A 15,872-nucleotide genomic window follows, 5' to 3' on the forward strand; every position below is an offset into this window, starting at 1 on the left:
TATTCCTAATTGTAGCGGTTGATCTTTCGAGATTATTTAAGCCTTGCTACCAGCAGTTTTTTTTTCACATATGAACATTCCCAACTGATATTTAGGATTATGAAATTCATACATACCTCTGATTGGCATATCGGACGCCAGCTTCACAACCAATCTTTACTTGATGACCAAGCTTTTGTGTTAGAACAAATCGTAGAGCTAGCTCAACGCCATCACGTTGATGTTGTTGTCGTTGCTGGAGACATCTATGATCGCTCGGTTCCGCCAGCAGCAGCAATCACTCTACTTGATGAAGTACTGCAAAAGTTAGTGCATGAGTTGAAGGTTCAAGTGATCATGATTGCAGGTAACCATGATGGTTATGAACGACTGGCCTTCGCCTCTAAACAGATGTCAGAAAGTGGTTTGCATATTATTGGACCACTGACTGAAAGCATTCAAAAAGTAGAATTGATAGGGAAAAATGGTAATGCCATTTTTTACCCCATTCCTTACGCTGAACCTTCAAGGGTCAGTCATGTATTTGATGTTGAGGTGACGAGTCACGAAGCAGCGATGAAGACGATATTGCAGCAGGTGACAGAGGATGATAGTGAAGGGTTACCCAAAGTTGTCATCAGCCACTGTTTTTTAGATGGCGGAAGTGAGTCGGAATCCGAACGTCCATTAAGTATTGGCGGGGCAGATAAAATCAATCCTGAAATATTTAAGCATTTTGACTATGTGGCACTTGGGCATTTACATGGTCCGCAATACAAGGGTGCTGAACATATTCGTTATTCTGGATCGCCAATAAAGTACTCTTTCAGTGAAGTAAAACAAAACAAATCCATCACGTTGGTTGAATTCAAAACTGATTCAAGGATACCTGAAATAAGCTTATTGCCACTCACGGCTAGACGGAATGTCAGGGTGATAGAAGGTTATCTTGCCGAAATATTAGACGCTGGAACATCAGATACTGACAGCGATGACTATTTACTGGTTCGTTTACTGGACAAACAGGCCATTTTAGATGTGATGGGCAAACTCAGAAATGTATACCCTAACGTATTACATATTGAACGAACTGGGTTAATGTCTGATGTGAGCAAAACCGAGATTAAACGTGAACATATTAAACAAAATGAAATGGATATGTTTACCAGTTTCTTTGAACAGACCACGGGCGACGAACTGAATGAATTACAACAACGTCGTTTATCGAAACTACTCGAAGACCTTCACCTAAACAAGGATGAGAAATGAGACCAATACGCTTAATCGTATCAGCCTTTGGTCCATTTGCTGATACTCAATCAATCCAGTTCTCCGATTTTTCACAAAATGCACTGTTTTTAATTAACGGGCCTACAGGTGCTGGTAAAACGACAATATTAGATGGTATCTGTTTTGCACTTTATGGTCGCACGACAGGCAATGAACGTGAAGGTAGCCAAATGCGTTGTGATTTGGCTGATGAAGCGATATTAACTCAGGTGACGTTTGAATTCTCATTGGGTGAATATCAATATCGAATCAGTCGTGTTCCTGAGCAAGCGAGAAAAAAGAGCCGAGGCGACGGGTACACTCAACAGAAGCCTGAAGCTCAACTCTTTCGAATAGATTCTGATGGTAATGAGACTCTGTTAGTTGAAACAAAAGTCTCAGAAGCGACTACATATATTGAAGATATTCTCGGTTTAGATGTCGATCAATTTCGGCAGGTGATGGTACTACCTCAAGGAAAATTTCGTGACTTGCTAATGGCTGATTCAAAATCGAGAGAAAAGATTTTTGGGCAGCTATTTCAAACTCAAATATATCGTCGAATTGAAGACAAGCTAAGACAGCAATCGAGTGAAGTTCGTCAGCAAGTTCAAGCGCAACGCAATAAACGAGAAGGTATTCTTCAATCTGTCTCATTAAGTTCTGATGATGAACTGAGTGCATCTTTGTCAGAGCTTAACCCTTTGCTTGAAAATGCAGGGCAAGTTAAATCGGATGAGCATACGCAATTACTTCAACTGACCCAAACACTTCAACAAGATAAATTACTTAAACAGCAATTTACCGATCTTGAAAATCAAAAACGGATTCAACAGTCTTTAGAGCAAAACAAAAGTGTGATTGATGCAAAAGTGTCGCAAATATCTCAAGCCAAATTGGCTGCTGAGGTAATGCCACTTTATGTTTCCAAACAACAACGAAGCATCGAATTTGAGCAATCTAAGATAGAGGGCGAACAAGCCCAAAAGGCACTCGAAAATTCAAAACAAATTCACGCTAAAGCAAGTGCAGATTTATCTAAACTGGAGCACTTAGAATTAGAACAAAAGTCATTTGAACAGCACTTAGTTGTTCTTAATGAGCTTGCACCAATTTTGGCCGAGAAAAGCCAAGTATCAGTAAGCTTGGTTGGTGCTGAAAAAGAGCTTGAGTCAACTGAGCAACAATTGACGGAAAGTGAACGCAGACTCCAAACTTTGCAATCCACAAAGCAACAGATTCAACAGCAACTTCCTGAGTTGCGCATACAAGCTGACAAGCAACATGAATTACAAGCGCAGATTTTTCAATTACAACAATTGAATGAGAAGTTAACTAATCTGGCGCATAAACAAACTGAAACAGCAAAATTTAATCAACAATTGTTGCAAGCTAAAGAGGATGGGCAGAGTCTTAAAACGATTTATGAATCTAAAGTGGATCAGCATACGAAACTTCGCCTCGATTGGCATCAATCTCAAGCTTCAGTTCTAGCGCAACAACTACAGCTGAATAAGCCTTGCCCTGTTTGCGGAAGTGTTGAGCATCCTAATCCTGCTGTCGCAGCGATAATTCCACCTACAGAACAAGACCTTGAGAAAGCACAGTTGGCTGAAAGTACAGCATTAACAGCATTAAATGAAGCGCGATCTTCGTATAAGCATTTAAAGCAGCTATTGCTGAATTTAGACGCTGAGGCTCAGAGTGTTAGGTTAGAACTCGGTGAATATGCAAGTCGAACTGTTGCAGAAAATCAACAGCAAATTGAATACGTTCAAACGCAGCTAGAGCAAGCCAGTAAAGCTATACAGCAAGTAAATCAATTACAAAACGATTATCAGAGAATTGAGCAACAAGAAACGCAATTGAATACGGAGAGACAATCTATTCGTAAGCGTTTTGATGAGCTCACTCCGCACACGGTAACTTTGCGGTCTCAACTTGCTGAAATTGAAAAACGATTGAGCAATGACGTTACAGACTTGAACTCATTGAATGCGAAACAGCAGGAGCTGCGAAATGAGGCTGAGTTTTGTGCTAAACAGATAAGCCAAATAAGGGAAGCACATAATCGGTCATCTCAAACTGTTGCTGCTAATGAAGCCTCCCTTGTGTCAGCATCAAAGCAAGAAAGAATAGCAACTGAAAATCGAGACAGCACGATTGAAGCATTCAGTGCAAGTCTTATCAGTGTTGGGTTTACTGATGAGAAGGCGCTGCTAAGTGCAAATCTCGATAAACCAGTCCTGCAATCATTAGAAGCTGAGGCTCAGCAGTATCAACAGCAATGTTCTGTCAATCAATCCAAATTGGATGAATTAAAAGTACTATTAGCAGAGAAGCATGCCCCTGATATTGAGGCATTAGAGCAACAGCAATTACTGCAACAACAGAGTTATCAAAAAGCTGAGCAAGCGTGGCAGGAGTTACAGACTCAAGTGACTCAGCTACAACAGGTTAAGCAGCAATTGGTCGAGTTAGATAAAGCAACGAAAACTTTAGAGGATGAATATGCTGTTATTGGAACTCTTTCAGATGTTGCTAATGGCCAAACAGGTAACCGAATTAGCTTAAACCGGTTCGTTTTAAGCGTATTACTGGACGACGTATTACTAGATGCCAGTCGACGTTTACATATGATGAGTAAAGGTCGCTATCGCCTACTGAGGAAAGAAGATAAAGCCAAAGGAAATAAAGCTTCAGGCCTTGAGTTAGAAGTTGAAGATGCATACACATCCAAAGTGCGTGACGTTGCGACATTGAGTGGTGGTGAAAGTTTTATGGCTGCATTATCGCTTGCTCTAGCCCTTTCTGAAGTTGTTCAGGCTTATGCTGGTGGTATTAAGCTTGATACGTTATTCATTGATGAAGGCTTTGGTAGCTTGGATCAGGACTCGTTAGAACTCGCAATCCGCACCTTAGTTGACTTACAGTCTGCAGGACGAATGATTGGTGTAATTTCTCACGTAACCGAAATGAAGGAACAAATTCAGCAACGTATTGATATTCAAAAAACATCAGTAGGAAGTTTGGTAAAGTTAAGGTTGAATGGAGATAGTTTCTAAAGTTTGTTCTAAATTTCACTTTTTAGACACTGGTCCGATTTTGTTCGTAATTTAGTCAGAATTAATTATGCGAGTTTGCTTTTATTTGGTATAAACAGGCTCGCTTTGTCTCAGAGATAGAGGGAATGCATTAAAATATTGCGAGGAGGTAATGTTGTATTCGGTTTCAATTATTAAAAAAAATGCATCATTTTTTGAATCAAGTTATCGCAAAAATCGTCATTTCTATAGAAATCTTTTTCTTCTTGCCGTAGTAATTGTGGCAGGGTTGGTTTTATGGCCAAGAGCAGAAAAAGAGATATCTGGACAAGTCGCCCTCAATTTGAACACGGACTCTATTGTTCAAGAAACTGGGGTATCAAATGAGCTAGAAAAACCAGCAACCGCAAAGCCTCAATTTGATTTCATGATTGCTAATGGTGACACGTTGAGTGAGCTATTCATGAAAGCGGGTGTTTCAAGGGCAGAAATGCACAAGATACTTGCTGCTGATCTCAATGTATTAGCATTGGATACATTAGAGCCTGGAAATCGCATCGAATTCTGGATTGACGAGCAAGGACAATTGCAAAAACTCGAGCTTATATTTAATAAGGCGAAAAAAGTTGTGTACTCAAGATATGTAGATGGTTCATATCAAGTTAATGAACTTTATGAGCATGGTTTTTGGCAGCCAAGAGTTTTATCAGGTGAAGTGGTTGGGTCTTTTTATTTAAGTGCTAAAAAAGTGGGGTTAACACCTAAGCAAATCGCAAGAGTTTCAGATTTATTGACGACCAAAATTAACTTTAAACGTGATGTTCGAAAGGGTGATAAGTTCAAAGTTTTAGTTAATGAACAATTTATTGATGGAGATGCGACAGGAATAGGAAAAATTGAAGGTGTGTTCTTTGAAACAAACAGAGGCAGCTTTAGCCTATTTAAATACAAAGATGGAAACTTTTACGATGCTCAAGGGCAAGGCATGCAGACCGCATTCCAACGATTGCCTTTACAGCATAAAGCTCGTTTGAGCTCTAGGTTTAACCCGCATAGAAAGCACCCAGTGACAGGACGGATCTCACCACATAATGGCGTTGATTTTGCTGTTCCTATTGGTACAAAAGTCATTGCACCTGGCGATGGTATCGTGAGGTTAGTAACTAACCACCCATTCGCCGGTAAATATATCGTTGTAGAGCATAATGAAAAGTACTCAACTCGTTATTTACATCTATCTAAGGCATTGGTGAAAGTGGGGCAGAAAGTAAAGCGTGGTCAGATCATCGCATTAAGTGGTAATACAGGACGCACTACTGGGCCACATTTACATTATGAGTTTCAAATAAACGGCAAAGCCGTTAATCCATTAACGGCAAAAATCCCTTTAGTTGATAAGCTAAACAATAAAGATAAGCAAGAGTTGGCTGAGGTAATTAGAAAAAGAAAAATGCTCATGAACCTTGCTTAAAAGCCACTCTCTAAAGCTTAAAAAGCTCTTCTATACTGTTTAAGTAATGCAGTTTCAGAAGGGCTTTTTTAATGCCAGCACAATCGGTAAATTTGACTCGTCACTCAATGTTTATGATGACAATTTTTATTGGCGGTTATTTCTTACTCTAAGGAATGAACGTAATACTGGCAAGCATTCGATTTTTGGATTGCCGGCGGTTTGGCTTCAGTACTCAGGTCACGAAAAGACAGTTATGACTGTGCTCGTACTTTCTATTGTTCTTAATGGGGTGTTAAATGCGGTTTTGATTCCAATTTTTGAAATCGAAGGGGCTGCTATTTCTACTTGTATTTCTTTAATTGTATCTTCAATAATTTTAACGATAAAAATGTACACTTGTTTGAAAATACTGCCTTGGTCAGGCGTTGAAATTAAAGAGCGTGTGGTGACAAGTTAAACTGCAATTTTTCTCTGTTGGGCTTTTTCTGCACATTTACACAAGCCTTGCTTGAGAGCAGGGCAGCCGCTACATGGCTTACTTTTTAATGGCTGAGTTAAGCTAATGGTTGGAATGAGTTTGACCTTAGAAGCGGTAGCCTTTAAACCATATATGGCGTCATTTTGACTGATACTATGACCAATCAAGTTTTTTAGCTCTATTTTTACTTGGTTTTTTATTTTTTTCTTCGGGTTTTGAACAAGTTCTTTTTTTAAAGATTTATATGTCTTTTTGGCGAGACGTCTTGCCTGTTTTTTTGCTTTTTTCTTGTTTGAAATATCAAGTTGAAAAACCGCTTTATTAGCTTGTTTTTTGCAAACCCTTTTCAGGTGTTTTTTCAACGTAGACATCATAAAGCTCGAAGAACTTAAAAAGTAAATTAAATTCTAAATGAAAATCGTTTTCAGTCAAGTTTTGTTTTGGAAATTGAGAAATATATCAATTTAATGAAGGGAAAATAAAGAGCTTAATGTTTGCATTAAGCTCGGAAGGTAGGTTTATTTGCTGTAGATTGTCAACGTTTGATAAGCATAAGCTGCTTCGAATGCAGGCTTTTGGAATCTCTTTAGTTCCAATGCATCAAAGTCTACATGCGGAGGATTACGTTTTAGCTGTTCTTTAATTGAAAGCGTTGAAATTAACTCTACAGGTAAGCCTGAAAGTTGGATAGCTGCTTCTAATTTAAAGCCAGTAGCTGTACCCATATGCTTACCTTTTTGGTGACGTTCGATAATGACAACTTTATCGACGTGGTAATCTTCCATTAGCTTTTGGAAGGCAAACTGAAAATCTACAATGCTTTCTTGTTCAGCTGATTTTGATACGCTAAACGAGCGCTTACGACATTCAGGCACCGTAAAGGTATCACCTTCAAAGCTCACCATCGTTAAGATGGCATCACCACCTGTTAATTCAATACCACAAACTTTCATCTGTTTTCCTATTCGTCATCTGTGTCAATTGGTTGCATAGCGGCAGGTTTGCGGCGCATAGGTGCATCACCAATATCAATTGCGTTATGGAAACGTTTATCACGTTTCTGTGCAGGCTTTGGATTTTTCGCCATAGGCTTGCGTTTATTCTGTACTTTGTTTGTTTTAGTTGTCGGTTTCGATGTCTTTTTTAGTTTAGGTTTTAACCCTTTAAACTTACCTACGAAACCTTCAATCGTTGTGAGCGTAAAGGTTTTACGCAAGAATTTCTGAATGGTAATAAAACTATTCCAGTCTTTTGGGCCGACAAGTGAAACAGCGAGACCTTTAGCGCCTGCTCGTCCAGTTCGACCAATTCGATGAACGTATTCTTCGCTCATCTTTGGTAAGTCAAAGTTAATCACAAGTGAAACGTTTAATAAATCTAAACCACGAGAAGCGACATCGGTAGTCACTAATATTTGTTGTTGGCCACGGCTAAATTCATCCATGATTCGGTTGCGAGCGCTTTGCATTAAGTTTCCGCTCAATGCGACAGTATTAAATCCATCTTTTTCTAACTTATCTGCGAGGCGTTGAGTGTCGTTTCTCGTTGCAGTAAAGATAATAATTTGTTTTTGCTGTTCTTGTTTTAATATCTGTTCGAGTAAAGTTTCTTTATGATCTAAATGATCACATAGATAAACTTTTTGCTCGATGTCTTTATGTTCTGAATAAGCAGCATCAACGACAATATGTTCTGGATTGTTCAGTAACTCATCGGCTAACTCATTAACTTCATCATGTTGAAGCGTTGCTGAAAACATTAGTGTTTGGCGGCGGCGGTGATCTGCAGCTTTATTTATCATCTTAAGTTGCGCAGCAAAGCCGAGATCTAACATTCGATCTGCTTCATCTAAAATGAGCATTTCTAACCCATTTAAGTATAAGTGCTTTTGCAGTAAATGGTCGGCAACTCGTCCAGGCGTTCCTACGATAAAATGTGGATCTTTCGCTAACGCTTTGGCTTGATCGTTGAAGTTTTCGCCACCTAAAATGCTCACCGCTTTGTATTGAGTGTTGGTCACAAGTAAACGAAGCTGGCTATATACTTGATTAGCAAGCTCTCGTGTTGGCAGTAAAATCAATACCCTTGGGTCCCTTTTACTCAATGCTCGAGTTGAAATAATCCGTTGCATAGCTGGCAATAGAAAAGCCAATGTTTTTCCCGAACCTGTTTTTGAAGAAGCCATTAAATCACGACCAGTTAAAGCAACTGGTATAGCTAATTCTTGAATTTCTGTAGTCTTATTAAAACCCATGTGATCTATGGATTGCTGCAGACGTTTATCTAAAGAAAGTTCGGTAAATTGCAATGGAAAACTCCGAGGGATAATAACGGCGGGCATTATACCTTTAATCCAATGTAAATACAGTTGAATCGATAAGTGATTGAATTGCTTTATTCCGTTAAGAGTAAATGAAAGTCTTCTAAACTATAATTAAGGCTATTTAAGGCTTTAACCTTATTAAAATTCTGACTCTCCAACAGTAAAATTTGTTTACACAACTTAGTAGCGAGGAATATATGACTAACGTCCGAGCAATAATTGCTCCAGTTGTACCAGGTTATTTTTCTGGTGTTTCTGGTGAGTTTAGGGGGGGGAATGAATTAATTCTGACATCGACACTAAGAGGGGTTGTCTCAACTAAAATATATTCGGTGTCAAAAACTGAAAGTAGCGTGGTAGTAGAAAAACACATCAAGTTTTTGGGAAAAACAATCGGTAAATTTAAAATTTCACCAAGATCGGTCTTATTTAAGAATGAAGCAAAAAAAGTATATACAGCTATAGCGAAAAATTACTTACAGACTGAATTCAAACATTTGGGTACTGACGGAATAGACGGACAAAACACAGCTAGAATGTGTAATATCAAACGCTTAATGACAAAGTTCCATACACAAGAGTCTGTAGTTGCCTTAGTTGCTGACTTATCGCCAGTAGAAGGGGCTAAATTGTTAGCGTGGTGCGCCAATAATTCAAAAGAATTGCCAGAGCCTTTATCTACAACGGTAAGACAGAATCCACATAAATTTGTAGCTAGTTGTGTAGAATGTGCGATTAAGCAAGGGTATGGTTCGAGTTATAGTCCATACAACCCTGAAACAAACAGTAATGCATCAGGTAAATATTCAGACTTAATGACACATATTACTTATCATGATGATAACTTAGCTATAGATGTTATTAACTCTCTAGAAGATAAATATAAAGAAAACCCAGGTATGATGAGGTTCGTAAAGGCGTTAGCTTCAAGTGCGTTTTCTGAAATTGGACGGACTTGTAAACACAGAGCAGGCTTGACTCCTTGCTTGTCGAAACTTGCAAATATTAATTCGAAAGAGGTAAGAGATGCTATTAGAGAAACGCCAAACGTATTTTTAACGCTACTCCCAGAGTTACATGAGAATGCTACTAATAGAAATTATTATGATGGCTTAACAGAAAAAGTTAAAAACTCATTTGGTGAATCTTTGGGGCAGTACTCTGATGCTCTTCTTGAATATAATCTCAAAATAGACAATCACTATTTAACTTCCGCACTGTCAACAAACAATCACCAATTTAACTGTTATAATATGTTTCGGCTTTATGAGCTGATTCCAGCGTCAGACTTCGTTCAAAAAAGGAATTGTCATTTCGCTCTATTGAATCATTCAAATATTCCTTCGACATTAAAGTATATAAGTGAAATGGATGGGCGGGGATGTGGCTTCGAAGCGGTAACAAGGCAAAGTGAATTATGTAGAGATTTTAAAGTTTTCGTTGGAGCTAATGAAGGAATGGGGACTTTTTCGGTTGACAGAGAACGTTTAAAAGCATTTATAAATAGTCCTGATATTTCACAAGACCAAAAAATAAGTTGCTTTAAGCAGTTACCATTAGCTGTTGTGTCTGAAATTGCAAAAAATACATGTCGTGATTACACCGAAGAATCAGTTGATCTCATTAACGAAGTAGTATATCTGCGTTATTATAATGAACGGACAAAAAATCCTAATTTTAAGATTCCAGCAGTTCAGTTGCAGTTAAGAAATGCCCCAACCACTACAACTTTACCTCAACAAAACGCTGGTAATCAGCAAGTTTTTGATAAGCACGTTACCTTTGACGCTAGAGGCAAAATAGGTGAAGCAGCAACTGGTATTAGCCAATTTTTTGGCAACGGATTTTCACCTTTTAACCGAAGAGAAACTGTAAACCACCAACATTTATAAGGTTTTCGTGAATAAGTGGTTAGCTTAACTAGGGGCTGTTGATCTTTGTTTAATAATTCAACTGATCAATAAATCGCCTTAATCGAGGCGGAAATATTGTAATTTAGTCAACTAAATAAACTATTTTCAACACAGAGTAAGGCGATTTAGACTCAGCCCGTAGGGCAATGGTTATTTTTAACACTACCTGAATTGTCACTGCGCTCATTTAGAATAACTAAATAACGCTTGTTCCGCTTTGCTATCGTCAAAAATAATCATTGCTGAAAATATCAACAAAGATCAACAGCCACTAAGCTTAACCACCATTTTCCCTTTATTTTTGCCTTCAAATAGCCCAATAAAAGCTTCAGGTGCTTTTTCTAAGCCTTCAAACACAGTTTGTTCTGCTTTAATTTTACCACTTGCTAAGTATTGCCCCATTTCTTGTGCAAATTCATCATAATGTTCCCAATGATCGAAAACGATAAAGCCTTCAACACGTAATTTTTTGATGATGATTTGAGCTAGGTTGCTTGGGCCAGGTGTCGGTGCAATGTCATTGTACTGAGCAATCATGCCGCAAACTGCAATTCTGCCGTAATCTTTCATATTGTTTAATGCAGCAACCAAATGTTCTCCACCTACGTTTTCAAAGTAGACATCAATTCCTTCAGGTGCAGCTTTAGCGAGTGCTTTATCTAGATTTTGAGTGGTTTTGTAATTGATCACTTCGTCTATACCCAGTGATTTTAAAGTTGTTGCTTTCTCGTCGCTGCCAACTGAACCAACGACTTTTGCGCCCATCATTTTACCAAGTTGACATACGATACTACCTACTGCTCCTGATGCTGCAGATACAAATAAGGTTTCACCTTCTTTCAATTTAGCAATTCGATTGAGCCCGACCCAAGCTGTCATGCCTGGCATTCCCATTACACCCAAGAAATGAGAATCATCAATAGCTGTTACTGGTAGAGCCGTTAATCCTTCAGCTGCTGAAACAAAATGGCTACGCCAACCCAGCATGTGGCTCACTTTTGTGCCAACAGGTAACGCTGAGTTTTTTGATTCAATGATTTCACCAATTGCACCGCCTTCAAGAGCTTCACCAATTTGGAATGGGGCAATATAGCTTTTGCGATCTATCATGCGGCCGCGCATGTACGGATCGACCGACATCCAAAGGTTTTTAACTAAAACTTCATTATCTTGTAGAGATGGTAATTTAACTGGGGATAAATCAAAGTTATCTGAAGTTGGCATACCTTCTGGGCGTGATTTAAGAATAATTTGATGTGCTTTCATGTTTCTTTATCTCTAAATTGAAATGACTTTGTGCGCTAATTAATTGTGATAAACTATACGCCCGAAAAAAATTAAAAACAAATACTTTGCGCACAAAGTATTTTAAGAGTGTGATATGAATTTAAAAAAACAGCCTCAACTCTCTGATAATGTGTGTTTTGCTATTTATTCTGCAAACAATGCGATTATTCGAGCTTATAAACCATTGCTTGAAGAGTATGACTTAACTTTTCCTCAATATTTAGTAATGCAAGCATTGTGGTGTGAGGATGGTGTAAATTTAACAAGACTGTCGGAGCAAACAGGATTGGATCTGGGTACGTTAACACCGATTGTAAAACGCCTTGAAACTAAGTCATTGCTAACGAGAGAAAAAGATAGTCAAGATGAGAGAAAGAAAGTTATTAAATTGTCCACAAGTGGAACAAGTATAAAACTCGAAGCGCTAAAGTTAAAACAGGTTTTGCTTGAAAAAGTAAGTTTAAATGAAGAGGCACTGAAATTATTAAGGGCGCATTGCTTAACGATAGTTGGTGAGCTTAACTTATGAATACAAAGTAGATTACAGCCTTTATAGCTAAATTAATATAAAGTGGCATTCTCAGAGCGAACCGATTAGCCTTTGGTTGCTTATTGGGAATAACGTGTTGAACCTTGGTCCAATTTTCTGCTGAAATGTACTGGTGTCAGTTATTAATTCATCATCGATCCAATGTTGAGTTTTACCCCCAGCACCTCTCATAAAGTCCAACTCAAATTGAGACAGCTCTGCTGGTGATGCTTGTTTTATATCTTCATTTAAAATTGATTCTAGTTTATCGGGAGCTATACCCATGATACTTGAAGATGCATGTTTCAGGACTTTTTCAGCGCCAATTCTTTGAGGTGCATTAGCGAAGGAATATCGGGATTCTTTCGAGCTAATGTAACAAAGAAGAATTGGCGCTTAGAAGTCCACGCAGTGCGAGTTGCACAGCTTGCTACTCTTTGTTGCCAGTGCTAACAATAGCTCACTATTGCCGCACACTGTCGCCTTGATTAACAAGTTGTGCATTCTCGCTGAAATCGAGCATCTTCAGGTATCATGGGTATAGATTCTGTGTGAGAAGTTCTAACTTTATACTATCTCTTAAATATACCGAACGATTTGGTTCGTGGTATGACACTGTTCGCCTATTTCTTTTAAGCGAACTACGCTCTATTTTCTCTAATGCTAGAAATGCTGAAACTCTGGTTTTGATAGGACTATTTGGATCTTTAATTATTAATTTTGCCTGGCTAGATTTTAACGGTTTAGCTTTATCTCGAGGTGGCAACTTTTTATCATGAAAGCTCGCAATTTTTTTTAGTTCTGCTTTTGACGCTGATATGTGAGATTAAACAATTTGAAATTCTGGCAGTAATTGCAGTGATGGGAGTGAAGCATCTGATTTTCTTGCAGGTAAATCTTCCGGTTCCTTATCTGGTTCACTCAAAGGAGTTTTATATAATGGAACCGAGTTTCCATGTATGTTGTTTGAAGATGTACTCTTTTCCATAAATGCACAGAGAATGTTTAATTATAAGATTAGACCATAAGTCATTTATTGGGTACTAAGAGACTCAGTTCTTCTTCTTTTTATTAATCCGGCTTGGAGTGCACTAGTGTCCATATGGGGTTTTTCTGGTACCGAAAAAGAACGCATAACTCTTGTTTGTGGTATAAAAAAATTTGATATAAGCGTTGTTTTTGAGTTTAAAAAGTCGTCGCTAAGACTCTGTATTTCTTCAGTACTATTGCTTTCTGATCTAACTTCTCGTTTTCTTTTTTCTCCATATCTAAGCTTTGTTTCAAAGGTGCGAGTACTACTTTCTGTGTTTTTGCACTTTCTTCGTGTTTCTGGTGAATCTGGTGAATTAGGTGGAGGCCCCTTTAATATTAAAGATTGTAAACCATCAATAATCCCCTCCATCTCTTCAGTATTGTTATCCAATGATGGCTCACTTAATCCCGAACTATACTCTAAAGCGATAGCACCTAATGGGGAGTTTTCTCTACTGATTTCAATTTCAAAATATGATCTATGTTCAAAGCTATCTAATGCACTAGAGAGGAAGTTTTCTAAAGCATTTTTTGAAGGGAATGTGCCTTTTCGAGCACGAGGAGATGAAGTCTTTGGCTCGAATTCGAATAGTGGATCATTCGAGGTTTCTTGATTCAAGCTTTCATTTGGAGTACCTAAACAGTCTTCTTGTCTTATCGGTAGTTCAGAAGCGAGAGAAAAGGCAACCTGAGAAAACATAGATAGTACAACCTTTTGTTCAGTAAAATATAATTTAAATTTTACCAAAAGAAATCTTTATTCCCAGTTAACCTTTTTTAATAACTGATGAATACCCTAATAAAAAAGGAGCTTAAAGCTCCTTCCTTGTTGATTAAAATTATGTTTATTCAGCAGACCTTAGAAGATAAAACTCAGTACCTTTAAAGTAACCTGGCCAGTCTATAGAATTACCTAGAACTCTGGCTGCATCAGCATAAATCGCTAAGTCTTGAATCGCTCCGTCTAAGTTCCAATCTTCACGGTATTCATCACAAACATGGTGGTAACATCCTCGGCGAATTTGCTGCATTTTCTTTTTGTATTGTGCGGTTGCATCATCAATTGGCTCACTGCCACCGCCAGCGAACACAGCCGGAACACCGTATTTTGCAAAACTAAAATGATCAGAACGGAAGAAACCACCGGCTTCTGGATACTTTTCTGATTTCACAGTTCTATTTTGCTTTTTAGCGGCATCTGCTATGTAGTTTTCCAGCTGAGATTTTCCTTTACCGACGATGGTGTAGTCTTTGGTTTTACCATAGATATTAGTGCTGTCTAAGTTGAAAACTGCAACCGTTTTATCAAGAGGGAAAATTGGATGTTCAGCATAATAACGAGAACCTAATAAGCCTTGTTCTTCACCAGTAGCTGCAACAAAAGTGAGTGAACGAGCGAGTTTTTCGCCATTAGCAGCTTTTTGAGCAAAAATGCGGGCAATCTCCATAATACCTGCTGTACCTGAAGCATTATCTAACGCACCGTTATAGATTTGGTCGCCAGTTTTCGTTTCATCTTTGCCAATGTGATCCCAATGCGCAACAAACAGTAATTGTTCATCTTTCTGACTGGTTCCCGGTAAGGTTGCGACGACATTATAGCTATCGGCATAATCAATGCTGTTATCAAGTTCAAAGCTCGCACTTTGGTTTAAATTAATATGAGTAGGTTTAAGTGCAGCCTGCTTCATTAATTTTGCTAGGTTCAGCTTAGATTTTTTAAAGAGTTTCTGCGCAAAGGAGTTGGTAATCCATCCTTCAACTCTCACATTATTGTTATCTGTTGTTGTTTGTTGCACTAGATCTTGTTGAGCGCCAGTCCAGCTATTTTCGACAACCGACCAAGGGTAAGACGCAGGCTCAGTATCATGGATGATGATTGCACCTATCGCACCTTGTTTTGATGCCTCAATAAATTTGTAATCCCAGCGACCATAATAAGTCATGGCTTTACCGTCGAATACACCTGCGGTTGGGCGAGCAAAACCTGGATCGTTAACCATAATGACGGCAACTTTGCCTTTCATGTCTAAACCAGCATAGTCGTTCCAATGATGTTCAGGGGCATTGATGCCATAACCAACAAAAACAAGCGGGGCGTCTTTAATTGAAATGTGTTTTTCATTAATGCGAGTATTTACTACAACATCTTTGCGGTAAGTTAGTGGAATATTGCCTAAGGTAACTTTCGCAGTATCTTCATTGGTGGTGTAACTCACCATTGGCACAGCTTGTAAGTAGCTACCATTGTTGGCACCAACTAATCCCATGTCTTTAAAAGATTGAGTGAGGTAAGCGATGGTTTTCTTTCCGCCTTCAGTTGCAGGTGCTCGTCCTTCAAATTCATCAGATGATAAGACTTTAATGTCTTTTCGAAACTGAGTTTCGTTGAATAGTGATGCTGTGACCGGGGAAACACTCGTATTATGTTCAATATGCGGTTGGGTTGTTGCACAAGCTGTCAGCATGGCCACAGCGCTAATAAGGATTGGAGTTCTCATTATTTCTCCTTTTTAGAAAAAGAAAGAGGCCGAAGCCTCTTTTTTAAAGTCGTTGGATTTGGTG

Annotated in this window: 12 protein-coding genes; 6 read left to right on the plus strand and 6 right to left on the minus strand. The window is 38.5% G+C overall.

Translation table 11 applies throughout. The features are described 5' to 3' along the window. Positions 1–99 precede the first annotated feature (99 nt). The 4 genes from JQC92_RS06245 to JQC92_RS06260 all read left to right on the plus strand — a co-directional run bounded on the left by JQC92_RS06245 (position 100) and on the right by JQC92_RS06260 (position 6,202). The gene (locus JQC92_RS06245) at positions 100–1,248 is read left to right on the plus strand and encodes an exonuclease SbcCD subunit D (protein ID WP_204998844.1); all 1,149 of its coding nucleotides are present in this window, start codon (positions 100–102) and stop codon (positions 1,246–1,248) included. Then, positions 1,245–4,313, plus strand: coding sequence for an SbcC/MukB-like Walker B domain-containing protein (locus JQC92_RS06250; RefSeq protein ID WP_204998845.1), 3,069 nt, complete (start codon positions 1,245–1,247; stop codon positions 4,311–4,313). Before JQC92_RS06245 ends, JQC92_RS06250 begins: the two co-directional genes overlap by 4 nt. Before the next feature lie 154 nt (positions 4,314–4,467). Beyond that, positions 4,468–5,763, plus strand: coding sequence for a peptidoglycan DD-metalloendopeptidase family protein (locus JQC92_RS06255; protein WP_239480418.1), 1,296 nt, complete (start codon positions 4,468–4,470; stop codon positions 5,761–5,763). Positions 5,764–5,809: 46 nt separating this feature from the next. Continuing rightward, positions 5,810–6,202 carry a polysaccharide biosynthesis C-terminal domain-containing protein gene (locus JQC92_RS06260; RefSeq protein ID WP_204998847.1) on the plus strand — a complete coding sequence of 131 codons (393 nt, stop codon included), beginning with the start codon at positions 5,810–5,812 and terminating at the stop codon, positions 6,200–6,202. Here JQC92_RS06260 and JQC92_RS06265 read toward each other — a convergent pair. The 3 genes from JQC92_RS06265 to JQC92_RS06275 form a co-directional block, all read right to left on the minus strand. Continuing rightward, complete coding sequence (locus JQC92_RS06265; RefSeq protein ID WP_204998848.1) at positions 6,199–6,585, minus strand: hypothetical protein; 387 nt, start codon at positions 6,583–6,585, stop codon at positions 6,199–6,201. The two genes, JQC92_RS06260 and JQC92_RS06265, sit on opposite strands and share 4 nt — an antisense overlap. Before the next feature lie 156 nt (positions 6,586–6,741). After that, the gene (locus tag JQC92_RS06270; RefSeq protein ID WP_129946305.1) at positions 6,742–7,176 is read right to left on the minus strand and encodes a DUF3010 family protein; all 435 of its coding nucleotides are present in this window, start codon (positions 7,174–7,176) and stop codon (positions 6,742–6,744) included. An 8-nt stretch (positions 7,177–7,184) separates the two neighbouring features. After that, positions 7,185–8,531 (minus strand): DEAD/DEAH box helicase, encoded by a 1,347-nt coding sequence (locus JQC92_RS06275; protein ID WP_204998849.1) that lies wholly within the window; start codon positions 8,529–8,531, stop codon positions 7,185–7,187. A 212-nt stretch (positions 8,532–8,743) separates the two neighbouring features. On the opposite strand from JQC92_RS06275, the gene JQC92_RS06280 reads away from it, so the two are divergent. Continuing rightward, entirely contained in the window at positions 8,744–10,438 is a 1,695-nt protein-coding gene (locus JQC92_RS06280) for a hypothetical protein (protein WP_204998850.1), read from the plus strand. A 282-nt stretch (positions 10,439–10,720) separates the two neighbouring features. On the opposite strand, the gene JQC92_RS06285 is transcribed toward JQC92_RS06280, so the two are convergent. Further along, a complete protein-coding gene (locus JQC92_RS06285; RefSeq protein WP_204998851.1) occupies positions 10,721–11,725 on the minus strand; it encodes an NADP-dependent oxidoreductase in 1,005 nt (334 codons plus the stop codon). 115 nt (positions 11,726–11,840) lie between these two features. Between JQC92_RS06285 and JQC92_RS06290 the strand changes: the two genes are divergently transcribed. Then, the gene (locus JQC92_RS06290; protein ID WP_204998852.1) at positions 11,841–12,275 is read left to right on the plus strand and encodes a MarR family winged helix-turn-helix transcriptional regulator; all 435 of its coding nucleotides are present in this window, start codon (positions 11,841–11,843) and stop codon (positions 12,273–12,275) included. 1,033 nt (positions 12,276–13,308) lie between these two features. Here JQC92_RS06290 and JQC92_RS06295 read toward each other — a convergent pair. Together JQC92_RS06295 and JQC92_RS06300 are read right to left on the minus strand one after the other, a co-directional pair. Next, on the minus strand, positions 13,309–14,055 hold the full coding sequence (locus JQC92_RS06295; RefSeq protein ID WP_204998853.1) for a hypothetical protein: 747 nt from the start codon (positions 14,053–14,055) through the stop codon (positions 13,309–13,311). 97 nt (positions 14,056–14,152) lie between these two features. Further along, a complete protein-coding gene (locus JQC92_RS06300; protein ID WP_204998854.1) occupies positions 14,153–15,808 on the minus strand; it encodes a M28 family metallopeptidase in 1,656 nt (551 codons plus the stop codon). Positions 15,809–15,872 lie beyond the last annotated feature (64 nt).

The organism is Parashewanella hymeniacidonis, from assembly GCF_016900895.1.
GTDB lineage: Bacteria > Pseudomonadota > Gammaproteobacteria > Enterobacterales > Shewanellaceae > Parashewanella > Parashewanella hymeniacidonis.